This window comes from Rhizobium sp. SL86, from assembly GCF_026672545.1.
Lineage (GTDB): Bacteria > Pseudomonadota > Alphaproteobacteria > Rhizobiales > Rhizobiaceae > Neorhizobium.
Genome location: NZ_JAPPRJ010000001.1, coordinates 1,239,810 through 1,264,099, shown reverse-complemented (window position 1 = coordinate 1,264,099; position 24,290 = coordinate 1,239,810). Strand labels below are relative to the sequence as shown.

Genomic DNA, 24,290 nt, shown 5'->3' with positions numbered 1-24,290 from the left:
ACGGCGACGCACCGGGACCGATTTTTCGGAACAATCTGCCTGTGGCGGGGTTCAGTCCTCAGTTCCAATGAACCTGGAGGACTACCATGACAAAGAAACTCATCGCCGCTCTCGCCTTTTCCACCGTACTGCCGTTCGCCGCACTGGCGCAGACGAGCACGACCACACCTGCAGCACCCGGCACGGCGCCGGCCGCGCAGGATGGCACGATGACCAACCAGAACAATGCCCGCGGCGGCATGGCCGACAGCCCGCGCATGACGCAGGCCGGCGGCCCGTTTGTCGAGGTTCCGAACCAGGGCGCCTGGCGCGTGAGCGACCTGGAAGGCAAGACAGTCTACGGTTCCGAAGGTGAAAACATCGGCGAAATCAATGATGTCCTCGTCAGCCAGGATGGCAGCGTCAATGCCGTGATCATCGGCGTCGGCGGTTTCCTCGGCATCGGCGAAAAGGATGTCGCGGTTCAGATGAGTGCCCTGCAGCTCGGCCCGGGCATGACGCAGGATGAAGCGAATGCCGCAGCAGCCAATTCCCCGGCGGTTTCCGGCGAGACGACGGCGTCCACCACCGGTGGCGCGAACACGTCGAACCCGGTGCCGGGCGCCAACACCACCGCTGGCGGTGCCGGCATGGGGGCAAACAGCGCCAATACCGCGGCAAACCCGAACGCCGCTCAGCCGGGCGCAGCCGGCCAGAACATGGCCGCCAACACTGCGGCGGGCCAGAACAACGCCCAGATCGGTGAGGATGGCCTGCCGGAGCGCATCGTGCTCAACGTGAGCCGCGAACAGCTGGAACAGGCCCCGGCCTTTGAAGGCATGACGCCGGCCCGCTAAGCGGACCAGCCGAATTGAACAAACAACAGGCCCTGCGGTTTCGCCGCGGGGCCTTTTGCCGTCAAAAACCCTGGAAGAGAAAATCAGTTGCCGCGGTGATGTCGTCGGCCCGTGGCGAAAGATCTGCGACGAGGGGGCCAATCTCGCTGGTGCTGATCGCACCCAGCCGTTGCGTTGCCATCACATAACGCTGGCCGTTGATGTCGAATCGGGGATTCATCCGTCCAATGGACCAGGACATCGCCTCAATTTTGTAGAGCGGTACCACGACTCGTGTCTTCAAAGCGTTCAGAATGTCGGTCTGCAGATCGAGCAACAGGATATCCTGCTCCTGAGATCGGTAGACCGAAAATCGCGCCATCAGAACATCCGATATTTGGCGAGCGGCAGACCGTGCTTTTCGATGTAAGCATTCTCCGCGGCGATCGCCTCGGCATTCTCGATCCGCCACAGCCGTTCCTTTTCGGCGCGGATGGCGCGCTGCAGACCGTCCTCGGCCGCGCGGGAAATATCGAGCTTCAGGTCGCGCGCTTCCGCCAACAGGCGGCTGTCGATCGCGACGTCACCTTTTTTGCGCGCCGATTGCACCATTGGAAAACATCCCGTCCAGGTTCAGGACAGGGAGTATGTCGCAGAAATGCGGCGCTGAAAAGCCTCACTCGTCGTTCATCTTCAGCGCTGCAATGAAGGCTTCCTGCGGGATTTCCACCTTGCCGAACTGGCGCATGCGCTTCTTGCCTTCCTTCTGCTTTTCCAGAAGCTTGCGCTTGCGGGTGGCGTCGCCGCCGTAGCACTTGGCGGTCACGTCCTTGCGCAGCGCGCGCACCGTTTCACGCGCGATCACCTTGCCGCCGATCGCGGCCTGGATCGGGATCTGGAACATGTGCGGCGGAATGAGTTCCTTCAGCTTCTCGCACATGCCGCGCCCGCGCCGGTCGGCTGCCGAGCGGTGCACCAGCATGGAGAGCGCATCCACCGGATCACCGTTGACGAGGATCGACATCTTCACGAGGTCGCCCTCGCGGTAATCCATGATGTTGTAATCGAAGGAGGCATAACCCTTCGAGATCGATTTCAGGCGGTCGTAGAAATCGAACACCACTTCGTTGAGCGGCAGTTCATAGGTCAGCATCGCGCGGGTGCCGACATAGGTCAGTTCCGTCTGGATGCCGCGTCGGTCCTGGCAGAGCTTCAGAATGCCGCCGAGATATTCGTCCGGCGTCAGGATGGTTGCCTTGATCCACGGTTCGCGGATTTCTTCGATCTTCACCACGTCCGGCATGTCGGCCGGGTTGTGCAGTTCCTTCTCCGTGCCGTCGGTCAGTGTCATCTGGTAGACGACGGAGGGCGCGGTCGCGACGAGGTCGAGGTTGAACTCGCGCTCCAGGCGCTCCTGGATGATTTCGAGATGCAATAGGCCGAGGAAACCGCAGCGGAAACCGAAACCGAGCGCGGCCGAGCTTTCCATTTCGAACGAGAAGGAGGCGTCGTTGAGCCGCAGTTTGCCCATGGCGGCGCGCAGGTCTTCGAAGTCTGCGGCATCGACCGGGAAAAGGCCGCAGAACACCACCGGCTGCGCCGGCTTGAAGCCCGGCAGGGCCTTTTCCGTCGGGCGTTTGTCATCGGTGATCGTATCGCCGACGCGGGTATCGGCCACTTCCTTGATCGAGGCGGTGATGAAACCGATCTCGCCGGGGCCGAGGCTGTCGACATTGACCATCTTCGGGGTCAAGACGCCGACGCGTTCCACGCCGTATTTCGCGCCAGTGCCCATCATGCGGATCTGCTGGCCCTTCACCAGCACGCCGTCGATGATGCGCACCAGAACCATGACGCCGAGATAGGTATCGTACCAGCTGTCGACCAGCAGCGCCTTTAGGGGCGCCTTTTCGCCACCTTCGCTCTTCGGCGGCGGCAGCTTGTGGACGATCGCTTCGAGAACATCGGGAATGCCAAGCCCGGTCTTCGCCGAAATCAGCACGGCGTCGGAGGCATCGATGCCGATGACTTCCTCGATCTGTTCCTTGATGCGCTCCGGTTCGGCCGCCGGAAGATCGATCTTGTTCAGAACCGTGACCAGCTCGTGGTTGTTGTCGATCGCCTGGTAGACATTGGCAAGCGTCTGGGCTTCGACGCCCTGGGAGGCATCGACGACCAGCAGCGAACCTTCGCAGGCCGACAGCGAGCGGGAGACTTCGTAGGCGAAGTCGACGTGGCCGGGCGTGTCGATCAGGTTCAGCACATAGGTTTCGCCATTGTTCGCCTTGTAGTGCAGGCGAACCGTCTGGGCCTTGATGGTGATACCGCGCTCGCGCTCGATATCCATCGAGTCCAGCACCTGCTCGCTCATCTCGCGCTCGGCCAATCCGCCGGTCGTTTGAATCAGGCGGTCTGCCAGGGTCGATTTGCCATGGTCGATATGCGCGACGATGGAAAAATTGCGGATATGGTCGAGGGGCGTGCGATCGGTGCTCATGGTGCGCGCATATAGCAGCGAGCCTCGGTATCGCAAAGCGGAAAGATGCGGTTTTTCAGGCGATCGCGGCGGATTTGGCGTGGGTGGAACAGCGCGTGCGGAGATTGCCAGGCGCCATTGCGTCGCCGATAGTACGCCGGGCCAAAAAAATCTTGCGACCGATGTCGAATCCGCGATCGGAGCCGCGTCTCTTCATCGACGGCATCGACGGACGATGCCGCAGGGGCCCGCAGGAGGGGCAAAATCGATGCAATACATGCTGCTGATTTACGAGAATGAGGAAATCTTCGGCGGTCCGGACAAGACGGGCCCGATCATGGCCGATCTCGGGCCGCGCCATTTCGCCTTCAGCCATGAACTCGGCGAGAAAATGCGCGCGGGCGCCGGGCTGAAGGGCACGGAGGCTGCGACCACCGTGCGCACCACGGGTGGCAAGCAGACCATCCATGACGGTCCCTTTGCCGAGACGCGCGAACAGCTGGGCGGCTTCTATCTCGTGGAAGCCGAGGACCTTGATGCGGCGATCGCGATCGCCAGAAAGGTGCCGCTCGGCAAGGATGGCGCAATCGAGGTCCGCCCCCTGTTGCCGATGCCACCGGGCCTGGCGGCGAAGCGTTGAGGTGATGCGGGCAGGGGTTCTCGACGAGACCTTCCGGGCGGCGGGCGGGCGCATTCGTGCGGCGCTGGCCGCCCGTTACCGCGATCTTGATCTTGCGGAAGAGGCCTTTGCCGACAGCTGCCTCAAGGCGGTGAAGGCCTGGGGTGACGAGGGACAGGACCTGCCGCGCGATCCCGCCGCCTGGCTCTACCGTGTCGCCGAACGCGCGGCGCTCGATCGTCTGAGGCGCCGGCGCATCCGCGCGGACAACCGGCCGAACGAACCGGAACCGGCGCCGACCGCCGAGGATCGGCTGGCGAGCGATGATGCGATCATTCCCGATGAACGGCTGAAGCTCATCTTCGTCTGCTGCCATCCGGCCGTCGGGCCCGACAGCCGGGCGGCGCTGACCCTCAAGCTCGTCTGCGGCCTGACGACGGAGGAGATCGCTCGCGCCTTCCTGGTGTCGGAAACGACGCTTGCCCAGCGGCTGGTGCGCGCCAAACGCAAGATCGCCGAAGCCGGTATCAGCTTCGAAGTGCCGGGGCCGGAACACTGGGCGGAGCGGCTCGCCGCAGTCCTGTCCACTCTCGAGGTCGCTTATGCCAAGGCGCATGAGGATGCCGCCGGCTCCAGCCGCCACGCAGGCTTTGCCCGTGAAATGCTCGAGGTGACGGCACTCCTCTGCGAGATGCTGCCGCGCGAGGCCGAGGTCCTGGCGCTGGCCGCCACCATTCGTTTTGCCGAAGCGCGCCGTCCGGCCAGAATGGATGCTGAGGGCGTCATGGTGCCGCTTGCCGAGCAGGATCCGGCGCTCTGGTCGAAGCCGCTGATCGAAGAGGCACGCCGCTATTGCGCACGTGCGCTCGGACTGTCGGGGCCTGGATCGCGCATCCTGCAGATGATGATCCACGCGCTGTGGTGCGGCCGCAAGACGCTGGCCGACCCGCCCCCCTGGAAGGCCGTGCTGGCGGCTTATGACATTCTGGTCGAGCTGCGCGATGATCCGATCGTGCGGATCAATCGTGCCGTCGCCCTTGCCGAGGTGAAGGGAGTGAACGATGCTCTCGCAGAACTCGACGCGCTGGATGGAACCACGCTTGCAGAATTCCTGCCCTTTCACGCCGCCCGTGCCGATCTTCTGGCGCGCCTGGGGCGGGATCGCGAGGCGAACACCGCCTATGATCGCGCGTTGGCGCTGTCTCCGGGGGAGGCGGAGCGCCTGTTTCTGCTGCAGAAACAGCGCCTGCTCCTGGGCGGGTGAGGATCATGCCCCGAACTGTTCCGGCCAGTCCCGCCGTGTCGCCACCTGTCCCTCGGTCCGAAGCCGTGCGACGTCGGCAAGGTCGATGCGGGTGATCAGCCAATGGCTCTCCTCGACCATGTCGTGATCGCTTTCGGCCACAATGCCGGAGGGCGGCATGCCGTAGTCGGAAGGCACGTAAAGGGCGGCGCGCCCGCGGTTTTCATCGAGCGCCGGAGACCAGGGTGCGGTGCCGGCGGTCGGGGCTGACAACACGGCATACTGGTTTTCGAGTGCCCGTGCCTGCGCGCCGATCCGCACGCGGTAGCTGCCGGCCAGCGTGTCGGTGCAGGAGGGCGCCAGAACCAGCTCCACGCCAAGCTCCGCCAGCCTGCGCCCGAGCATCGGGAATTCGTTGTCGTAGCAGATCAGGATGCCGAGCCGTCCGAGCGGCGTGTCGAAGGCCTTCAGCCCGTCCAGACCGGCGGCGATCTGCCACTGCTCCCGCTCGAAGCGCGTCATGATCTGTTTGTCCTGATGGCCGATCAGTCCGTCCGGACCGAAAAGCGGCGCGCGGTTGCGGAATTCACCGTCCGGGTCCTTCACCGGCATCGATCCCGGCTGCAGGATGACTTTATGGCGCCGCGCAAGCCGTTCGCACAGATCCATCCAACGTGGCACCAGCGGCTGGATGCCGGCAATCGAGCCGTGCAGGTCGGAGCGTGTCGTGGCATCGAGCTGCCCGGTCAGCACCAGACCCGCATATTCCGGCAGAAGCAGAAGGTCCGCGCCTTGGCCGACAGCCTCTTCCACCAGTGCCGTCAAATGCGCCGTGTAGGCCTCGAAACTCTCGATCAGCTCGATCTTATATTGGCAGGCGGCAAGCGTGATGGTCATGGCAGCGTCTTCAACCAGAAGGACAAAGGTTTCGGGCTCTCATCCGCCTCATCCAGGTCGCGCCAGGAGAAATGCGTGCGAAGCTCCGGATGATGCAGGTAACCGCGCTTCGCCCAGAAGGTGTTGAGCGGCCTGTAATCGGCGGGCCGCCGCGGATGATCGTCCGGACGTTCCACGGCGCAGAAGGTGCAGGTGGAAAGGCCGAGACGCCGTGCCTGGGCTTCCCGCTGATCAAAGAAGGCGACACCGATGCCCCGGCCTCGATAGGCTGGCAGAAGCACGCTTTCGCCAAAATAGAAGATGTCCGCCGGATTTCGGCCCGCCGCCAGGAAGGGCGCCTTCACCTCGTCCGTTTCGGTGGCCATCGGCGTGCCCGTAGCGGCACCGATGATCGTTTCGCCATCGGCGGCCAGAACGAAAACGGATCCTTCGGAGCGGGCATAGGTGGACAGGTAATGTCGCTCATAGGCGGCATCACCATCATAGAGATAGGGGAACTCACGGAAGACGGTGATCCTCAGCCGCGCCAGGTCGTCAACAAAGGCTGTCGCGTCGCGGCCGGAATAGGATGTGATGGTGATCGCCATAGAGTATGTTCAGTCCGTTTTGACCGGTTTATACCCTCCACCGTCCCGCCGTCCAAGTCTCCGATCCGTTGTTACCAAGAGGAATGCCGAATGACTGCCAGCGATACCATCCGCGCCTATTATGATGCCTTCAACGCCCAGGACATGCAGGCCTTTCTGGCGCTTTTGGCCGAGGATGTCGTGCACGACATCAATCAGGGCGAACGGCAGGTGGGCAAGCCGGCCTTTGCGACCTTCATGGAGCACATGAACCGTTGCTACAAGGAAACGTTGACCGACATCGTGATCATGGCGAACGAGGACGGCACGCGCGCTGCAGCCGAATTCATCGTCAACGGCACCTATCTCGCGACGGACGAGGGATTGCCCGAGGCGAAGGGCCAGACCTACCGGCTGCCGGCCGGCGCCTTCTTCGAACTGAAGGGCGGCAAGGTTTGCCGTGTCACCAACTACTACAGTCTCAACGACTGGATTGCCCAGGTTCAGGGGTAACGGCTGCGTCATCGCGCTGACTGTCGGCCTCGGCAGACAGGGCAACCGGATCGGTCAGCAGGGCAGCGTTCGGAAGCTGGGCGCTGCGCAGCTCGAATGTCTCGCGCGCGTCCTCCGGCACCGGGTCCCGTTCGTTGAGCCGCCACAGCGTGAAGACAAGATAGGCCGCCGCCACCAGAAGGGCCGCGCCGATGAAGGTCTTATCGCCGAAGACCGGCATTAGCGCGGTCACAGCCAGCGGCACGACGGTTGCCGCCGCCGACCATGCCACCAGCAGCGTGCTGGAGAGCGGCACGTAGTCGCCCGGATCGGCGCGGTCGTTCGAATGGGCGTTGGCGATCGAATAGATCGTCTCGATCGCGCCGCCGAAGACCAGGAAGATCAGCATGAACAGCAGCATCTGGGCGAAGGAGGCAAACAGCGCCGCCGTGCCGGCGCTGAGAATGATGGCGCAGGTGATCAACAGCACACGCCGCCGGTCCATGCGGTCGGAAAGGATGCCGAGCGGATACTGGACGAAGAGAAGCCCGGTCTGCATCACGAACATCAGGAGGCCCACTTCACTCTGGCTGACCCCGTTGGTCGTCGCATAGATCGGCACGAAACCCTGCACCACCATGGAAAGCCCGCCGGAGGCCAGAACGCCGATCAGGCCGACCGGCGAGATCCGCCAGGCCATGCCGATGTCCACATTCACCCGTGCCGGTGCCGGCGGGTTCGGCAGGCGCGTCAGGCCGATCGGCAGGATGGCAAGCGCGGTAAAGAAGATCGTCAGAAGCGGCGTCAGGTTGCCGGAGGTTGGGATCTGTCCGAACAGCCAGGCGCCGCAGCCAAGCCCCAGCACATAGGCCATATAAAAGAAGGACATGGCCCGTCCGCGCCAGGTGTTGGACGCGGCATGGTTGAGCCAGCTCTGGGCGATGATGAAATTGCAGTTGGCGGCTGCCCCATAGAGACCGCGGGCGAGAATCCACAGCGTGACCGACAGGTTCGAGGCAATCAGCGCGGCGGCAATGATGACGATCGCCATGGAGCAGGCAAAGAGCCGCGCATGGCCGACACGCTGGATCAGCGGTCCGGTGACCACGCAGCCCACCAGTCCGCCAAAGGCAACGGCGGTGACTGCCGCCCCCGGCGCCCAGGCCGCATCGGGCGACAGCGACAGCATATAGGGGCTATAGGCAAACATCAGGCCGCTACCGACTGCCGCGGTCGTCATCGATGCCACGATGCTGGCAATCGACAGCGGGGATGCTCCCCGTTCAGGCTGGCCGTGCATGACGCCTCCGCAAACACACAAACAGCGACGAGACCAGCGCCGGCCATCCGGGCAAGAGTCGTGGAGTTCGATCAATGATACCGCATTGCCATGCCGCGTGGCTGTCGTAAAGACGCCGCGCCCTGATCGGCTGGCGGCAAAATTTCCATCATGTGGTCCCTTGACTCCACTATAGTGGAATTGCATGATCGGACCATGGAACAGACAGATCAACAGTTCGAAGGGGCGCTGGGAGACCGGCTGAAGGCGCTGAGGGCGCGCCAAGCCTTCACGCTCGACCAGCTGGCGACCGCCTCCGGCGTCAGCCGTGCAATGATCTCGCGCATCGAACGGGGCGAGGCGAGCCCGACGGCGGCCCTGCTGGCCCGGTTGTGCGAAGCGCTTGGCCTGTCGCTGTCGGAGTTTTTTGCACCCGACAATCCGAGCCGCGCACCGCTGGTGCGGCGCAAGGATCAGCGCCTGTGGCGCGATCCCCTTACCGGTTATCTGCGCCGCTCGATCTCCCCGCCCGGTATGCCCTCGCGGGTCGATATCGTCGAAGTGGATTTTCCGCCGGGGGCGCGCGTGAGCTTTCCGCCGCGCGAGGAAAGCCGCTCCATGACCCAGCAGATCTGGGTATTCGAGGGCGTGCTGGAGATGATCCTTCCCAAGGAAACCCACCGATTGGAAACCGGCGACTGCCTTTTCATGGATATTGGCGACGCCTTCCAGTTTCATAACCCGACCGACAAACCCGTGCGTTACGCCGTCATTCTCGACCGCGGACGCTGACCACTCCCAGGAACCGAAGAAAGTCGTCTGCCGATGTCCGTGATCCGTATCGTCTCCGCCGAAGATGCCGCGCCCTTGCTGTCCGATCTCAGCGAAGTGCTCTCCGATTGCATCAATGGCGGCGCCTCCCTGGGCTTTATGCTGCCCTTCGAGCCGAAGGATGCGCTGGGTTACTGGCAGGATGTCGTGGCAAGTGTCGCAGCCGGCCACACCATCCTGGCGGTCGCCGAACACGAAGGGCGCGTCGTTGGCACAGTGCAGGTGGGGCTGGCACAAAAGCCAAATCAGCCGCACCGGGGCGACCTGATGAAACTCCTCGTTCACCGCTCGGCACGCGGACTGGGCCTGTCGCGCAGACTGATGGCGGCGGTGGAGGAGGAGGCAGCCCGCCGCGGGCGAACCCTGCTGGTGCTGGACACCGCAACCGGCAGCGAAGCGGAGGCGATCTACCCCCGCTTCGGTTGGGAAAAGGCCGGCGTCATTCCCGATTATGCGCTCTGGCCGCAGGGCGGGTTCTGCGACACCACGCTGTTCTACAAACGGATCGGCTGATCTATTTCAGCGTCTTTTCGAACACCTCGACAATGAGCTTTTCCGCGTCCTTATGCACCTCCGCGCGGTCGCGCAGGCCCTTGCCGTCGCAGATCGGATCGACATCGCCCGTCTCCGACAGGAAGTCCTGCGCGCCCGGTTTGCAGACCGGCAGGAAGCTGAAATGGTTTGAGCCGGGGATCTGGTGATATTGCGCGCCGGGGATTTCGCCGGACAGCTTGTAGGAATAGACGGCGACGGGCACGCCGCCCGGGCTGCCGAGATTGATGATGGTTGTCTTCGCCTTGATGGCCTTCAGGCTGTCCGCCCTAAAGGCGGTGGCGAGACCGGGATCGACGATCACGGCGGAGGTGATGCGTGGGTCGAGATTGGACTGCTCGAAATGCGCCTTGTCGAATTCCCGCAGGTTCACGACGGGCGAGGCGACCCGCTTGCCGTCGACGAAACCGAAGCCGCCGGCAAACCACTGGCAATCCATCATCATCGTGTAGCGGTCGCAATAATCGGCATAGGCATTGAGATCGGCACGCGCACCGATCAGTTCCAGCGCGGTGCTGCCGCCAAGCGAAAAGCCGATGACGCCGATCTTTGCGGCATCGACCGACCCTTTCCAACGGGCGTCGCCGGTCATCCAGGTGATGATGTTCGACAGATCCTGCGTCCGTTCCCAGATGCGCGGCGTGGCAATCGGTGTGGAATCGCCGCTGGTCGTGCCGGGATGATCGGGGCCGGCGACGATGAACCCCTGTTCCGCGAGACGTGCGGCGATCCAGGCCATGCCCTGGGCGCGCGAACCGGAGCCGTGCGAGAGCAGGATCAGGGGATAGCGGCCCGGATTGATCGCGGCATCCGGCTTGGCCGGCGCGCCGGTGAAGATGCGGTTGTCGCCGATCAGGACCTCCGGCGCCTTGGCATCCGAGGGATACCAGACATCGACCGACAGCGGTTTGTCACGCTGCGGCGAGGGGACGTGGATCGTGGTCGCGCCGACGGATGTTTCGGCAGAGGCCGTCCAGGGCAGGAAGGCGGTGGTCAGGAGGGCGGTGAGAAGAACTAGCCTTTTCATGGGGAAACCTCGTTGGTGAAGAGACGAGGTCAGACTGGTGTTTTGTGCGGAAGGCCTCGACCTGAAACATGTTTTAGGTCGTCCCGTATCGTGATCCGGGCCGGCGGGATCTGCGGAACCTTCTGGCGCCCCGGCGGTTGGTCAAGGTCAACCCCCGCCAACACGGAGGCAAATCATGAGCAAGACGAATGTCAAGGAACAGCAGGACCGCGCCAAGGCGCAGGTGAAGAACACCAGCGCCGGCGGCCATCTCGGCGGCACCTATTACGGCCAGGAACCGGATGGCAAGACGATGAACGGCAATGACCGGGTCGGTGCCAAGGCGCGGCCGAACACCGGCGGCGATTCACGGCTTTGAGTGTGCGGAGGGCTGCGAAAGCAGCCCTCACGTCAAGGAGACGCACGCAGTCTTCTAGAACCCGGGTCTTAGCGAATGGGCGCGTTGCGTGACAACAGAGCCCTGTGGGACATCAGCTTCACGACCACGATCGACAGCTTTTCAGGATCGGTCAGACCCATGCGATAGAGGCGCAGAACGAGCCGCGCGGTCTGTTCCGGTTCCACGGGCGTGCTGCTGTGGCGGCAGGCGAAAAGCACGGAGCGAATAACCAGTTCCATCGTGTCCAGGTCTCTGGGCACGAGGATATGGGGATAAAATCCGCTTTCCACGGTGGGGCTAAGCCTGCTCCTGGTCATTGTTCCAGCATACGCGAGCAAGCCCAGGGTGCAACCGAAAATGCTAATGCAATGTCACGTTTTTATCGCCCAACAGTTGTCTGACGATGGCGGCCATATCGTCCGCATCCCGTGACAGCACGAAACCGCCCGTCAGATGTGCCGTCAGCGACATCGGGCTTGCAAACAGTGCCGGGATGTTTTGCGCCTGGAGAATGTCGATCACCGACAGCAGGATGTCCGCCTCATAACGTACATCGATGATGGCGCCATCCAGATCCTCATCGAGCGGCGTCACGGCAAGATCGGTCGCGGCAACCGGGCCGAGGAGATCGATAGAGGCCTGCGACCAGAACATCCGTGTCCGTTCCTTCAGGAAAGGAGCAGGGCCGATCACCACGAACTTCAGTCGTCTTGTTGTCCCGTTCATCGCATTGCGGCTGGTGAGGGGCGGCCGGACCTCCCGCACGAAACTGCGGGAGATCCGAAAAAAAACAGGCCGGCAATCCGCGCGGCCTGTCGTCGGAGATCAGAGCGTGCCGTTGCGCTGCTGGATCATCATGAAGGTGTCGAAGCTGTAGTCTGCGATCTGCAGCCACAGGTAACCGTCCTTCTTGAAGGCCTGCTGGCTGTCGTAGATTTTCTTGAAGGCGGCGTTCTTGGCCGAAATCTCGGCATAGGTTTCCTGCGCGGCCTTGTAGCAGACGTCCAGGATGTCCTGGCTGAACGGACGCAGGATCGCGCCTTCCGCCACCAGTTCGCGCAGTGCCTTGGCGTTCAGCGCATCGTACTTTTCCAGCATCAGCGCGTTCACGCGGGCGCAGGCATCCGTCAGCACACGCTGGTAGGATTTCGGCAGGGCGTTGAACTTCTCCAGGTTGAAGAAGGCATGCACGGTCGGGCCGCCTTCCCACCAGGCCGGGTAGTAGTAGTACTTCGCGACCTTGTAGAAGCCGAGCTTGTGATCGTCATAAGGACCGACGAATTCGGTGGCGTCGATCGTGCCCTTTTCGAGCGCGGCATAGACATCGCCGCCGGCGATCTGCTGCGGCGTCACGCCAACCTTGGCCATCACCTGGCCGGCAAGGCCGGCGATGCGCATCTTCAGGCCCTTGAGATCGTCAACCGTCTTGATTTCCTTGCGGAACCAGCCGCCCATCTGCGCACCGGTATTGCCGGCCGGAAGCGCATAGAGATTGTAGCCGGCGAGGAATTCGTTGATCAACTCGTTGCCGCCGCCGACGGAGAACCAGGAATTGGCCAGTCGCGCATTCAGCCCGAAGGGGATCGCGGTGCCGAGCGCAAAGGCCGGGTCCTTGCCGACGTAATAATAGGCGCAGGTATGCGCCATCTCGACCGTGCCGGCAGCCACCGCATCGGCGGCCTGCAGCGGCGGCACGATTTCACCGGCCGCATAGGTCTGGATCTGGAACTTGCCGCCGGTCGCTTCCGAGACGCTCTTGGCGATTTCGGTGGCGCTGTTGAACAGCACGTCCAGGCTCTTCGGGAAGGAGGAGGTGAGGCGCCAGGTGATTTCCGGGTTTTCCTGGGCGATTGCCGGTGCGGCCAGAGCGGTGGCTGCAGCCGCGCCAACGCCGGCAGCGCCGGCCTGGCGGAAGAATGATCTGCGGTTCATGTTACGCGATACCTTTGAATTGACGGCCATGGAAGAACGGAGTGTGAGCAAAAGCTCACGCTTGCCGGTGCTAAACCACTTTGTTGCCTGCCCTGCAAGGCGAAATGGCAGAAAATTGCGTGCCTCACTCGCATTTTGATCGGTTCCTTGCGTCCGCGCCGCGCCTCTTTGCGCCCTCTTGAAATCCGCGTGCCGTGGCTTAGAATTAGAATAATTCTAAAAAGGACCGTCCTATGTTGGATCTGTTTCGCGGCAACGGCCGCCGCCCCTTCGAAAGTCTGAGTGAAGCGGAAATCCTCGCACTCGCCATTTCCTCGGAAGAGGAGGATGCCCGCATCTACCAATCCTATGCTGCCTCGCTCGCCGACCGGGCGCCCGACAGCGCCAAGGTCTTCCGCGACATGGCAGAGGTGGAACAGGCGCATCGCAACATGCTGATCTCGCAGTTCCGGTTGCGTTTCGGCGAGGAGATCCCGCTGATCCGGCGTGAACATGTGCGTGGTTTTTATCAGCGCCGGCCCGACTGGTTGATGACCAACCTGTCGCTGGAGACAATCCGCGCCCAGGCCGAACTGATGGAAGCCCAGGCCTTCCGTTTTTATACGGAAGCAGCCAAGCGCGTCACCGATGCCGCGACACGGCAATTGCTGGGCGATCTGGCACTTGCCGAACAGGGACATGGTGAAATCGCGCACCGCTTGGGTGAAAAACATGCGCCGGACGAGGTGCGGGAGGAGGAGAACCAGACCGAGCGGCGTCAGTTCATCCTGACCTATGTCCAGCCGGGCCTTGCCGGCCTGATGGACGGATCGGTCTCGACGCTCGCGCCGATTTTCGCCGCCGCCTTCGCCACGCAGGATACCTGGCAGACGTTTCTGATCGGCCTGTCGGCCTCCGTCGGTGCCGGCATTTCGATGGGCTTTACGGAAGCCGCGCATGATGACGGCAAGCTGTCCGGTCGCGGTTCGCCGCTGAAGCGTGGCCTTGCCTCGGGCATCATGACGGCCGTCGGTGGTCTCGGGCACGCGCTGCCTTATCTCATCCCGCATTTCTGGACGGCCACCATCGTTGCGGCCATCGTCGTCTTCATTGAATTGTGGGCCATCGCCTTCATCCAGAACAAGTACATGGAAACGCCCTTCCTGCGGGCGGTCTTCCAGGTCGTTTTCGGCGGATCGCTGGTTCTCGCGGCGGGCATTTTGATCGGCAACGGGTGAGGAGGCCCACGCCGCAGCATCCATGAACGACAAAGGCCGGCTCGTGCCGGCCTTCTGATTTGCTGATTGCAGGCGTCGACCCCGTCGAGTCGGCGGTCGCTCAGCGCAGAGCGCCGACCACGATCTCGCGACCATCCTCGATCGTCACCCAGCGCCCCGTATTGAAAGAGGCCTGGCGCTTGAGGAAGGTGTAGGACGTATCGGTCCAGAGCTTCACGTCGTCGGTCAGGTTGTCGAGAATGTAATCGCCATCCGAGGTGCGAACCGTCAGCACGGCATGGCCCTCGCCATCCGGCTTGCGCACGACGGTGATCAAGAGGTCTGCGAGCGAAAATCCCTTTTCGGCAAGTTCCCTGCGCTTTTCCAGCACATAATCCTCGCAGTCGCCGGCGGTGATCGGGTAGGCCCAGACCTCTTCGCGGCCATAAACCTCGAAATCCGTCTTGGCTTCGATGCGGTGGTTGACCGAGGTGTTGATGTCGCGAATGGCGGACCAACCGAATTCCGTCACTTTCGGCGCCGGTGCGGAGGCGAAGCGCTGGTTGCACTCGTCCGGATTCGCCTGACAGAATTCGTAATGGCCGATCGGCTGCGAGGTGATCTGACCGGTGGTCATATGAGCCAACGAGCGCGGCGCCGGAATGGCAGCGGTCGCCGGAGCAAGCATAACAACAACAGCCACGGCAAAGCGCCGCGCCTTGAGGGCATTCATCATGGACCCGTCCCTTCAAATCCTAACGAAACGTTAAGATCCAGACGGGCCGGGTGTCAATTATGAACGAAGTCTTAACAGCCTCTCTCGCATTTTATGGTTAAGACTGCTGCATTTTAGCAGCAGCTTATTCTCGAGCTCAGGCCATCGCCCGGATCGCCGCCTGCAGGCGTTCGATATCCTGGGGGCGTGAGAGGCGGTGATCGCCGTCACGGATGAGCGTCAGCACCACGTCATCGGCCGGCAGGAACTCGATGAGCGTCATAGCGTGCCGGTAGGGCACGTCCTCGTCGCGCATGCCCTGCAGGATGTGCACCGGGCACTTCGTCTCGATCATCCCGGTCATCACGCGGTTCCGCCGCCCGTCGTCCAGCAGCGCTTGCGTGAAGATGTTGGGCTCCGGGCTGTAGTCGGACTTTTCCTCGAAATAACCGCGCTCGGAGAGCTGCCTGCGTTCGTCGTCCGTAAGAGCGGGTTCGATGAGTTCGCTGGTGAAATCCGGGGCAGGCGCGATCAGCACCATACCCGCCACCTTTGGTCCGGTGCCGCGTTTGTGGATCTCCTGCAGCACACGAAGCGCAATCCAGCCGCCCATCGACGAGCCGATCAGGATCAGCCGCTCGGCCGGATGGGCGTCGATCACGGCGAGCGATTCCTCCACCCAGCGCGAGATGGTGCCATCGCGGAAGGCGCCGCCGGACTGGCCGTGGCCTGAATAATCGAAGCGCAGGCAGGCAAGGCCGAGCTCCGCCGCCAGCCTGTCCGTCTCGACTGCCTTCGTTCCCGTCATGTCGGAGCGGTAACCGCCGAGCCAGACGAGTTGGGTCGGGCCGCCGTCGGCTGCCGGACGGTGCAGCACAGCGATCGCCCGTTCGTCGCCCGCAGGGCCGACGGAAAGGGTGCGAAGCTCCGGCGTTGTTTGCGTTGCGGTCATGTCTGCCTCCATCTCTGTTGAGGCACTCTATAAAACAGATTCGCAAAATGCCGGCAGCAGGTGATTTCCCGGACAAAATATGCTATTGACTTCGCCGCAGCGTTGACGACATTGCCCGCTATTGCGCCGGGCGCAGATGATCGCCGTTGCGATCCAGGGACAATTCTAGGAGAATACGACCATTCGCAGACCTTTTAAAGCCGACGCTCCAGTCAAGGACGGGCCGCGCTCAAACCGGGAAATCCGCATCCCCCGCGTTCAGCTGATCAACGCAGAGGGTGAAAACCTCGGCATCGTGCCGACAGATCAGGCGCTCAAGATGGCGGAAGAGGCGGGTCTCGATCTGGTCGAGATTTCTCCCAACAACGACCCGCCGGTCTGCAAGATCCTCGATCTCGGCAAGCTGAAATACGCCAACCAGAAGAAGGCGGCTGAAGCGCGCAAGAAGCAGAAGATCGTCGAAATCAAAGAAATCAAGATGCGTCCGAATATCGACACCCATGACTATGAGGTGAAGATGAAGGCGATCAACCGTTTCTTTGAAGATGGTGACAAGGTTCGCGTGACGCTGCGTTTCCGTGGTCGTGAAATGGCCCACCAGGAACTCGGCATGAAGCTTCTGCTTCAGGTGAAGGAAGATACCGCGGCAATAGCCAAGGTGGAAGCCGAGCCGAAGCTTGAAGGTCGTCAGATGATGATGGTGCTGGCCCCCCGGTGAGGCCAGCCTCCGGTTGCCGGCCATCGCCGTCACCGGTCATGTCATCGCAATCCGACTCAACCCCATTGCGCTTTGCGGTATGTGCCGCTATAAGCGCCCGTCCGAACGGTCCGGCAGGGCATGCCGTGGCCGTTTTTGAATAGCTTGGAGCTGGCCTCGTCAGCCGGTTCCGATACAAGAACTATGGAGTAGCAAAATGCCCAAGATGAAGACGAAGTCGTCCGCCAAAAAGCGGTTCAAGGTGACGGCAACCGGCAAGGTTGTCGCAGCTGCCGCCGGCAAGCGCCACGGCATGATCAAGCGTTCCAACAAGTTCATCCGCGATGCTCGCGGCACGATGATCCTTGCCGAACCCGATGGCAAGAAGGTTATCAAGAACTACCTGCCGAACGGTCTCTGAGACCCCATTCGCTTATTGGATCACTAAGGAGATCATGACATGGCACGCGTAAAACGTGGCGTAACCTCCCGCGCCAAGCACACCAAGACCCTCAAGGCAGCCAAGGGTTTCTACGGCCGCCGCAAGAACACCATCCGCGCCGCAAAGGCTGCCGTCGATCGTTCGCGCCAGATGGCGACGCGCGACCGTCGCGCCAAGAAGCGGAACTTCCGCGCTCTGTGGATTCAGCGTATCAACGCTGCCGTCCGTGAATTCGGCCTGACCTACGGCCGCTTCATCGACGGCCTGAACAAGGCTGGCATCGAAGTGGACCGCAAGGTTCTCTCCGACATGGCCATCCATGAGCCGGCTGCGTTCAACGCGCTGGTCGATGCCTCCAAGAAGGCACTCGAGTACCTCAAGGAAGCCGGCACGACCAACGAGTTTGAAAGCGCGGTTCGTTAACCAGCGCTTCCCAGGCTTGTAAGCTTCGTAGATTTGGGAAACCCGCGCTGGTTTGGGCTGGCGCGGGTTTTTCATTGGATTGTTACGATCGCACGTCAGGGTCACTGACCCGAACTTTGCCGAGCATCACACGGAAGACACCATGTCCGATCTGGAAAACCTGAAAACCTCGCTTCTGACGGAAATTGCGGCCGCTGGCGAAGAGACGGCGCTGGAAGCCGTGCGTGTTGCAGCCCTCGGCAAGAAAGGCTCCGTTTCCGAACTCCTGAAGACGCTGGGCGCCATGAGCCCGGAGGAGCGCCAGTCCCGTGGCGCCGCCATCAATACGCTGAAGACCGAGGTGACCGAGGCGCTCAACGCCCGCAAGACGGTGCTGCGCGATGCCGCGATCAATGCCCGTCTGGCGGCCGAAACGCTCGATGTGACGCTGCCCGTGCGTTCCTCGCCGGCCGAGCGTGGTCGTATCCATCCAATCAGCCAGATCGTCGACGAGATCACCGCGATCTTTGCCGACATGGGTTTCTCCATCGCCGAAGGTCCGGATATCGAGACGGACTACTACAACTTCACGGCCCTCAACTTCCCGGAAGGCCATCCCGCCCGCGAAATGCACGACACCTTCTTCTTCCAGCCGGATGAAAAGGGTGAGCGCAAGGTTTTGCGCACGCATACCTCGCCGGTGCAGGTGCGCACCATGGAAGCGCAAAAGCCGCCGATCCGCATCATCATTCCCGGCAAGACCTATCGCCAGGATTCCGACGCCACCCATTCGCCGATGTTCCATCAGGTGGAAGGTCTGGTCGTCGACAAAAAGAGCCATGTCGGCAACATGCGCTGGATTCTGGAAGAGTTCTGCAAGGCCTTCTTCGAGGTGGACAGCGTCACCATGCGCTTCCGCCCCTCCTTCTTCCCCTTCACCGAGCCGAGCTTCGAGGTGGACATCCAGTGTGACCGCTCGTCCGGCCCGATCGTCAAGTTCGGCGAAGGCACGGACTGGATGGAAATCCTCGGCTGCGGCATGGTTCACCCCAACGTGCTGCGCGCCGGCGGCCTGGACCCGGATGAATACCAGGGTTTTGCCTGGGGCATGGGCCTCGACCGCATTGCCATGCTGAAATACGGCATGCCGGACCTGCGCGACTTCTTCAATGCCGACGTGCGCTGGATGAGCCATTACGGTTTCCGCCCACTCGACATGCCGACTTTGTTCGGCGGATTGAGCAGCTGATTTATTTGTGGCCACAAACAAATGTGCGTGGTAGGCTATGGAACTGGAGTGGGATGAGGAGAAACGACAGGCGACGCTTCGAGAGCGTGGGTTGGATTTCGCCGATGTCATCTATTTCGATCCGGCGAGCGTCGTGATCGATGTCGACACCCGGCAGGATTATGGCGAAACCCGCTACAACTTGACCGGTTCCCTGGACGGTGTCCTGTGTCGGGTCTGCTGGACTCCGAGACATGGCAAGATGCGCATCATTTCGATGAGGAAGATCAATGACCGCGAACGCAAAGTCTACGAAAGAGCAAGGACACGCTCTCCCAAGTCTGGCGGATGTTGACGCGGGACGAGTGACGCTCGACGAGTATGAAATCGCTCATGGCGAAGACAGCGCAGAAGTGACGGACGACACCATGGCGCGAGCGCGACCGGTATCGGAGTTTCCGGAACTCGCCGGTTTTTTCAGGCAGCGCGGCGAACGTGGCCCGCAGAAGTCTCCGGTCAAGGAACGTATCGGGCTTCGTCTCAGCAAGGATGTGGTCGAGCATTTTCGAAACACGGGTCCGGGCTGGCAAAGCCGCATCAACGATGTCCTCGAAAACTATGTGAAGGCTGAGCATAAATGAGTGCGTCTGTTTTGTGATGATAGACGAAGTCCGGCGCAGCTAATCGCAAACGCCTGCATGTCCATGAGAGCGGATTGCTTAGAAAAGACCGATCTCTCTATCGATGAAATCCGGGCCCTTGTGCCCATCGCTTAAGATGAGACTAAAGCAATGAAATTCACGCTCTCCTGGCTGAAGGAACATCTGGAAACCGACGCCACGCTCGAACAAGTCTGCGAGCGGCTGATGGCGATCGGCCTCGAGGTCGAGGATGTCGATGACCGGGCGGCCTACAAGCCCTTCGTCATCGCCAAGGTCGTTTCCGCGGAAAAACATCCGTCTGCCGACCGGTTGAAGGTGCTGATGGTCGATACGGGTGACGGAAAACCCGTCCAGGTCGTCTGCGGCGCGCCGAATGCACGGGCGGGCCTCATCGGCGCGCTCGCCCGTCCCGGCACCTACGTGCCTGGCATCGACGTGACGCTCGCCGTCGGCAATATCCGCGGTGTCGAAAGCCACGGCATGATGTGCTCGGAGAAGGAACTCAACATCTCCGACAATCATGACGGCATCATTGACCTGCCGGAAGATGCGCCGGTCGGCACGGCTTTTGCGACCTATGCAGGTCTCGACGATCCGATGATCGAGATCAACCTCACGCCAAACCGTCCGGATTGCACCAGCGTTTACGGGATTGCGCGGGATCTCGCCGCCTCCGGTCTCGGCACGTTGAAGGCACCGAAAGTGCCCGCCTTGCCGATCGAGGGGGAGACGCCGGTCGATGTCATCATCGATCTCGACGACGAGCGGCTGTGCCCCGGTTTTGCGCTGCGCCTCGTGCGCGGGGTCAAGAACGGCCCGAGCCCGGTCTGGATGCAACAGCGACTGAAGGCGATCGGCCTTCGTCCGATCAACGCGCTGGTCGACATCACCAACTACATGACCTTCGACCAGGGCCGTCCGATGCACGTCTTCGACGCGGCCAAGGTCAAGGGCAATCTGGTCGTTCGTCGGGCAAAGGAGGGCGAGGAGGTACTCGCTCTCGACACCCGCACATACAGGCTTTCGCCGAACACCGTGGTGATTTCCGATGACAATGGCGTCGAATCGATCGGCGGCATCATGGGTGGCGAACATTCCGGATGCGACGAGAATACCACCGATGTGCTGATCGAATCGGCGCTGTGGGACCCGATCAACATCGCCAAATCCGGCCGCAGCCTCGGCATCATCACCGATGCGCGCTACCGGTTCGAGCGTGGCGTTGACCCGGAATACATGATGCCGGGCCTCGAGCGGACCACGGAACTCGTCGTCGAACTCTGCGGCGGTACCCCTGCCAAGGCCAAGATCGCCGGTTACAAGGGGCATGACCGCAAGATCGTCGACTTCCCCTTCTCCGAAGTGAAGCGCCTGACGGGCCTCACGGTCTCGGTCGAAGAAAGCCGGCAGATCCTGAGCGGTCTCGGTTTCGAGATCCTGTCGGGCGACGAGACCCAGGTGCAGGTTGCAGTCCCCTCCTGGCGGCCGGATGTGGATGGCAAGGCCGATCTGGTCGAAGAGGTCATGCGCATTCATGGCGTCGACAACATCAAGCCGGAGCCGCTTCCCGCCAAGGAAACGGTGAATGCCCGCATCCTGACGACGCTGCAGATCCGCACGCGCACCGCCAAGCGGGCGCTGGCAAGCCGCGGCATGCTGGAAGCCGTCACCTGGTCCTTCATTCCCGAGGATCAGGCAAAACTGTTCGGTGGCGGGCAGCCATCGCTGAAACTGGCAAACCCGATTGCGGCCGACATGTCCGACATGCGTCCTTCGCTGCTGCCGGGCCTTCTGACCGCCGCCCAGCGCAATGCCGACAAGGGTTATGGCGATGTGGCAATCTTCGAAGTGTCCGGCACCTATGAGGGTGACACGCCGGACGCCCAGCGGCGTGTGGCGGGAGGCATCCGCCGTGGCACGGCCTCGCTTGCCGGTGCCGGCCGCTCCTGGTCGAACACGGCCAAGGGCGGCGGCAAGCCGGTCGATGTCTATGATGCGAAAGCCGATGCGCTGGCGGTGATCGAGGCCTGTGGCCTGCCGATGGGCAATGTCCAGGTGGAGCAGGGCGGTCCGTCCTGGTATCACCCCGGGCGTTGCGGCACGATCAAGATGGGCCCGAAGGTGGTGCTTGGCCATTTCGGCGAGTTCCATCCGAACACGCTTGCGGCACTGGATGTCTCCGGCGCGCTGTGCGGTTTCGAGGTCTATCTCGACGTGATGCCGGAGCCGAAGAAGAAGGCGACCCGCACCAAGCCGGCGCTGGAACTGTCGCCTTTCCAGATGGTGAAGCGCGATTTCGCCTTTGTTGTTGAAAAGGCCGTCGACGCAGGCTCCATCATCAAGGCGGCGACGAGCGCCGACCGCAAGCTGATCACCGGCGTCAATGTTTTTGACGTTTTCGAAGGCGTCTCGCTCGGCGAAGGCAAGAAGTCGATCGCGATCGAGGTGCTGATCCAGCCGACCGACAAGACGCTGACCGACGAGGATTTCGACGCCCTGACGAAGAAGATCGTCGGCAATGTCGAAAAGACGACCGGCGGAACCTTGCGCGCCTGAAGCCGATCCGTTCGAGCCAAACAAAAAACCGCCGGTGCAATCGCGCCGGCGGTTTTTCGTAAACGGTGTCGAGATCAGGAGGCCAGCGCGTAACCTGCGCTACCGCCACGGCGGGCTGTGGCTTTGGTCTTGAAGTGCTGGACCATGGTGGCGAGATTGTCCGTCTCATGCGACAGGTTCTGGGCCGCCGCGGTGGTCTCTTCCACCATGGCCGCATTCTGCTGGGTGACCTTGTCCATGTTGTCGCCGGCTTCCGTCACCTCGCGCAGGCTTGCGGCCTGTTCGCGCGCGGCATGGGCGATCTGATCCATCGTGTCGCTCATGGAGACGACCTGCCCGACGATGTCCGACAGAGAACTGCCCGACGCCTTGACCAGATCGACACCCGACTGCACCTGGGCGCTGGAGGTGGAGATCAGCTCCTTGATTTCCCGCGCGGCGGTGGCCGAACGTTGTGCCAGCTCCCGCACTTCCTGAGCCACGACGGCAAAACCCTTGCCGGCTTCCCCGGCGCGTGCGGCCTCGACGCCTGCGTTCAGCGCCAGAAGGTTGGTCTGGAAGGCGATTTCGTCGATCACGCCGATGATGTTGCCGATCTTTTCGGACGATCCCTGGATGGCGCTCATGGCGTCGATGGCCCGGGCAACGATATTGCCACCCTTTTCGGCATTCGACCGGGCGGTGCCGACGATGGCCTGCGCCTTTGATGCTCCCTCCGCGGTGCTGTTGACGCCGCGAGAGACCTCCGCCAGGGCGGCGATCGTCTCTTCCAGCGAAGCCGCCTGCTGTTCGGTGCGGCGGGCAAGGTCGTTGGAGGCAACCGAAATCTCGCCGAGGCCGGAACGGATGGTGGCAACCGTGGTGATGACGCCGCCGACGGCATCCTCGAGCGCTGCAACCGAGATGTTGAAGTTCTCACGGATGCTTTCAAACTCTGGCGCCACCGCCTCATGCATCCGCACCGTCAGATCTCCTCGTGCCAAGGCCATGAAACCGGTCTGGACCTGGTGCACGAAATGGCGAAGATCCTCTGCCTTGGCGTTGTCGATCGCCATCTGTTGTTCGCGCTCGTTTTCCATGGCGCGCTGCAGCTTTTCCTGCTCCTGGCGCGCCGTCACGCCATTCTTCAGGTCGTGGCGGAACTGCTCCAGGGCGCGCGCCAGCATGCCCATTTCGTCGCCGCGATTGATGTGCTCCACATCGGTCTGGTAGTCACCCCGCGTCAGGCGGCCAACCACCGACAGAACGCCGTTCAGCGGTCGCCTGACAAGGGCGATCGACGCGGCATAGATGATGCCGAGCGCCACGACGAGGATGATGAAACCGCTGGTGACGGCATTGATGACCGCGGCAAAGACAGGCGCTGAAAAGACGGTGGATGGAACGTCAAGAACGGCGGCCCAGGTGGTGTTCATGCCGGGCGTTGTCAAAGGATAGACCAGCCGCACCCGGCCATCCTCAAAACCCCGGAGGATCCGCATCTTGCCGTCCGCCAGCGCAGCCTTGACTTCGGCCGCGCCCGGATCGGCATAAACCTTCATCAGCTGGTCCTTCTCCGGATGCGCGAGCCATTTGCCGTTGTTGGCGAGAAGCATCGTGTGACCGCCCTCGAACGGCTTCAAAGCCGCAAGCGAAGTGACCAGATCGTCCAGCTTGATATCGACACCCGCCAGGCCGACGAGTTTTCCATCCACCTTGACCGGAACCGAAACCGAGGTGATCAGCGCGCCGATGGAGGCGATATAGGGTTCCGTTACAAGGCTTGCGCCGGTTTTCAGCGGACCGGCGAAATATTCGTCCTCCGGATTGATGTCCCAGGTGGAGAATTCCATGGTGCCGTTATCGGCTTTGGTCCAGTAGGCGGTAAACACACCGGCTGCATTCAACCCCTGCGTTCCCGTCAACGGCTTGCTCGACTCGACGCCCGGGACTTCGCACATCCAGGCCCCGAACAGGTTCTTGTATTGCGGGCCAATGGTTTGTGTGAGGGCAATGATGTCGCTGCGGTTGCGGCTGCCGGTTTCGATGTAGCCGGAAATGCCCGCAGCCAGCGTGGTGCCGGCGGACACCGCCTCCGTGATCTGCGCTGCGATACCATCGCCGCCTTTTCCGTCGCCAGCGTCATGACCTGCGCTTCGGTCCTGCTTTTCGCCTCCCAGCCGGTGAAGGCGGTATAGGCCGTGACGACAATGGCAATGGCCGTGCCGGTCACAAGCAGAAGCTTGCCAGAAATTGTTCCGAGTACGCGGCTCATCCAATTTTTCCCCATGGAAATATGCAAGCATTAAAAGCGTCGAAAATGAATAGATTCTTAAATGACTATGAAGCTTCG

The 24,290-nt window shown here is 62.0% G+C and carries 28 protein-coding genes; 15 read left to right on the top strand and 13 right to left on the bottom strand.

Features of this window, described 5'->3' with window-relative positions:
* Nucleotides 1–86 precede the first annotated feature (86 nt).
* Nucleotides 87–836, top strand: coding sequence for a PRC-barrel domain-containing protein (locus OU993_RS06390; RefSeq protein WP_268155475.1), 750 nt, complete (start codon nt 87–89; stop codon nt 834–836).
* Between the two features lie 61 nt (nt 837–897).
* Here the strand turns inward: OU993_RS06390 and OU993_RS06385 are convergent, their stop codons facing one another.
* From OU993_RS06385 to lepA, 3 genes are all read right to left on the bottom strand, one after another.
* Complete coding sequence (locus tag OU993_RS06385; RefSeq protein ID WP_268155473.1) at nt 898–1,197, bottom strand: CcdB family protein; 300 nt, start codon at nt 1,195–1,197, stop codon at nt 898–900.
* A complete protein-coding gene (locus OU993_RS06380; RefSeq protein WP_268155471.1) occupies nt 1,197–1,427 on the bottom strand; it encodes a type II toxin-antitoxin system CcdA family antitoxin in 231 nt (76 codons plus the stop codon). The genes OU993_RS06385 and OU993_RS06380 overlap by 1 nt, the downstream gene beginning before the upstream one ends.
* Nucleotides 1,428–1,491: 64 nt before the next feature.
* On the bottom strand, nt 1,492–3,312 hold the full coding sequence (lepA, locus tag OU993_RS06375) for a translation elongation factor 4 (RefSeq protein ID WP_268155470.1): 1,821 nt from the start codon (nt 3,310–3,312) through the stop codon (nt 1,492–1,494).
* A 247-nt stretch (nt 3,313–3,559) separates the two neighbouring features.
* On the opposite strand from lepA, the gene OU993_RS06370 reads away from it, so the two are divergent.
* Nucleotides 3,560–3,931 carry a YciI family protein gene (locus OU993_RS06370; protein WP_268155468.1) on the top strand — a complete coding sequence of 124 codons (372 nt, stop codon included), beginning with the start codon at nt 3,560–3,562 and terminating at the stop codon, nt 3,929–3,931.
* Between the two features lie 4 nt (nt 3,932–3,935).
* A complete protein-coding gene (locus OU993_RS06365; RefSeq protein ID WP_268157539.1) occupies nt 3,936–5,174 on the top strand; it encodes an RNA polymerase sigma factor in 1,239 nt (412 codons plus the stop codon).
* 3 nt (nt 5,175–5,177) lie between these two features.
* On the opposite strand, the gene OU993_RS06360 is transcribed toward OU993_RS06365, so the two are convergent.
* Nucleotides 5,178–6,050: a carbon-nitrogen hydrolase family protein gene (locus tag OU993_RS06360; RefSeq protein ID WP_268155466.1), complete on the bottom strand. Its 873-nt coding sequence runs from the start codon at nt 6,048–6,050 to the stop codon at nt 5,178–5,180.
* Nucleotides 6,047–6,637, bottom strand: a complete 591-nt coding sequence (locus OU993_RS06355) for a GNAT family N-acetyltransferase (protein ID WP_268155464.1) — start codon at nt 6,635–6,637, stop codon at nt 6,047–6,049. Before OU993_RS06355 ends, OU993_RS06360 begins: the two co-directional genes overlap by 4 nt.
* Nucleotides 6,638–6,727: 90 nt before the next feature.
* Between OU993_RS06355 and OU993_RS06350 the strand changes: the two genes are divergently transcribed.
* Nucleotides 6,728–7,129, top strand: a complete 402-nt coding sequence (locus tag OU993_RS06350; protein ID WP_268155462.1) for a ketosteroid isomerase-related protein — start codon at nt 6,728–6,730, stop codon at nt 7,127–7,129.
* Here the strand turns inward: OU993_RS06350 and OU993_RS06345 are convergent.
* A complete protein-coding gene (locus tag OU993_RS06345) occupies nt 7,098–8,408 on the bottom strand; it encodes an MFS transporter (RefSeq protein WP_268155460.1) in 1,311 nt (436 codons plus the stop codon). The genes OU993_RS06350 and OU993_RS06345 overlap by 32 nt on opposite strands.
* A 195-nt stretch (nt 8,409–8,603) precedes the next feature.
* Between OU993_RS06345 and OU993_RS06340 the strand changes: the two genes are divergently transcribed.
* Nucleotides 8,604–9,179, top strand: coding sequence for a helix-turn-helix domain-containing protein (locus OU993_RS06340; RefSeq protein WP_268155459.1), 576 nt, complete (start codon nt 8,604–8,606; stop codon nt 9,177–9,179).
* 33 nt (nt 9,180–9,212) lie between these two features.
* Nucleotides 9,213–9,731, top strand: a complete 519-nt coding sequence (locus OU993_RS06335) for a GNAT family N-acetyltransferase (RefSeq protein ID WP_268155457.1) — start codon at nt 9,213–9,215, stop codon at nt 9,729–9,731.
* Nucleotide 9,732: 1 nt separating this feature from the next.
* On the opposite strand, the gene OU993_RS06330 is transcribed toward OU993_RS06335, so the two are convergent.
* Nucleotides 9,733–10,797 carry an alpha/beta hydrolase family protein gene (locus OU993_RS06330; RefSeq protein ID WP_268155455.1) on the bottom strand — a complete coding sequence of 355 codons (1,065 nt, stop codon included), beginning with the start codon at nt 10,795–10,797 and terminating at the stop codon, nt 9,733–9,735.
* A gap of 175 nt (nt 10,798–10,972) precedes the next feature.
* Here OU993_RS06330 and OU993_RS06325 point away from each other — a divergent pair, with 175 nt between their 5' ends.
* The gene (locus OU993_RS06325) at nt 10,973–11,155 is read left to right on the top strand and encodes a hypothetical protein (protein WP_268155453.1); all 183 of its coding nucleotides are present in this window, start codon (nt 10,973–10,975) and stop codon (nt 11,153–11,155) included.
* Nucleotides 11,156–11,223: 68 nt separating this feature from the next.
* Here OU993_RS06325 and OU993_RS06320 read toward each other — a convergent pair whose 3' ends face one another.
* From OU993_RS06320 to OU993_RS06310, 3 genes are all read right to left on the bottom strand, one after another.
* A complete protein-coding gene (locus tag OU993_RS06320; protein WP_268155451.1) occupies nt 11,224–11,415 on the bottom strand; it encodes a hypothetical protein in 192 nt (63 codons plus the stop codon).
* Nucleotides 11,416–11,536: 121 nt separating this feature from the next.
* On the bottom strand, nt 11,537–11,941 hold the full coding sequence (locus tag OU993_RS06315; RefSeq protein ID WP_268155449.1) for a hypothetical protein: 405 nt from the start codon (nt 11,939–11,941) through the stop codon (nt 11,537–11,539).
* A gap of 60 nt (nt 11,942–12,001) precedes the next feature.
* Complete coding sequence (locus OU993_RS06310) at nt 12,002–13,108, bottom strand: TRAP transporter substrate-binding protein (RefSeq protein ID WP_268155445.1); 1,107 nt, start codon at nt 13,106–13,108, stop codon at nt 12,002–12,004.
* A 233-nt stretch (nt 13,109–13,341) separates the two neighbouring features.
* Between OU993_RS06310 and mbfA the strand changes: the two genes are divergently transcribed.
* Nucleotides 13,342–14,325, top strand: coding sequence for an iron exporter MbfA (gene mbfA / locus OU993_RS06305; RefSeq protein WP_268155443.1), 984 nt, complete (start codon nt 13,342–13,344; stop codon nt 14,323–14,325).
* Nucleotides 14,326–14,425: 100 nt separating this feature from the next.
* Here the strand turns inward: mbfA and OU993_RS06300 are convergent, their stop codons facing one another.
* Nucleotides 14,426–14,992, bottom strand: coding sequence for a transglutaminase-like cysteine peptidase (locus OU993_RS06300; protein ID WP_268157537.1), 567 nt, complete (start codon nt 14,990–14,992; stop codon nt 14,426–14,428).
* Between the two features lie 184 nt (nt 14,993–15,176).
* Nucleotides 15,177–15,971: an alpha/beta hydrolase gene (locus OU993_RS06295; protein WP_268155440.1), complete on the bottom strand. Its 795-nt coding sequence runs from the start codon at nt 15,969–15,971 to the stop codon at nt 15,177–15,179.
* A 181-nt stretch (nt 15,972–16,152) separates the two neighbouring features.
* Between OU993_RS06295 and infC the strand changes: the two genes are divergently transcribed.
* The 7 genes from infC (at nt 16,153) to pheT (ending at nt 21,958) form a co-directional block, all read left to right on the top strand.
* Nucleotides 16,153–16,689, top strand: coding sequence for a translation initiation factor IF-3 (gene infC / locus OU993_RS06290; RefSeq protein WP_215568157.1), 537 nt, complete (start codon nt 16,153–16,155; stop codon nt 16,687–16,689).
* 196 nt (nt 16,690–16,885) lie between these two features.
* The gene (gene rpmI, locus OU993_RS06285) at nt 16,886–17,089 is read left to right on the top strand and encodes a 50S ribosomal protein L35 (RefSeq protein ID WP_165216076.1); all 204 of its coding nucleotides are present in this window, start codon (nt 16,886–16,888) and stop codon (nt 17,087–17,089) included.
* A 39-nt stretch (nt 17,090–17,128) separates the two neighbouring features.
* The gene (gene rplT, locus OU993_RS06280) at nt 17,129–17,533 is read left to right on the top strand and encodes a 50S ribosomal protein L20 (protein ID WP_268155437.1); all 405 of its coding nucleotides are present in this window, start codon (nt 17,129–17,131) and stop codon (nt 17,531–17,533) included.
* 142 nt (nt 17,534–17,675) lie between these two features.
* Nucleotides 17,676–18,761: a phenylalanine--tRNA ligase subunit alpha gene (gene pheS / locus OU993_RS06275; protein WP_268155436.1), complete on the top strand. Its 1,086-nt coding sequence runs from the start codon at nt 17,676–17,678 to the stop codon at nt 18,759–18,761.
* Nucleotides 18,762–18,798: 37 nt separating this feature from the next.
* Entirely contained in the window at nt 18,799–19,095 is a 297-nt protein-coding gene (locus tag OU993_RS06270; RefSeq protein WP_268155435.1) for a BrnT family toxin, read from the top strand.
* A gap of 10 nt (nt 19,096–19,105) precedes the next feature.
* Nucleotides 19,106–19,381, top strand: a complete 276-nt coding sequence (locus OU993_RS06265; protein WP_268155433.1) for a BrnA antitoxin family protein — start codon at nt 19,106–19,108, stop codon at nt 19,379–19,381.
* A gap of 150 nt (nt 19,382–19,531) precedes the next feature.
* Nucleotides 19,532–21,958, top strand: a complete 2,427-nt coding sequence (gene pheT / locus OU993_RS06260; protein ID WP_268155431.1) for a phenylalanine--tRNA ligase subunit beta — start codon at nt 19,532–19,534, stop codon at nt 21,956–21,958.
* 74 nt (nt 21,959–22,032) lie between these two features.
* Here the strand turns inward: pheT and OU993_RS06255 are convergent, their stop codons facing one another.
* The gene (locus OU993_RS06255; RefSeq protein ID WP_268155429.1) at nt 22,033–24,027 is read right to left on the bottom strand and encodes a methyl-accepting chemotaxis protein; all 1,995 of its coding nucleotides are present in this window, start codon (nt 24,025–24,027) and stop codon (nt 22,033–22,035) included.
* Between the last annotated feature and the right edge of the window lie 263 nt (nt 24,028–24,290).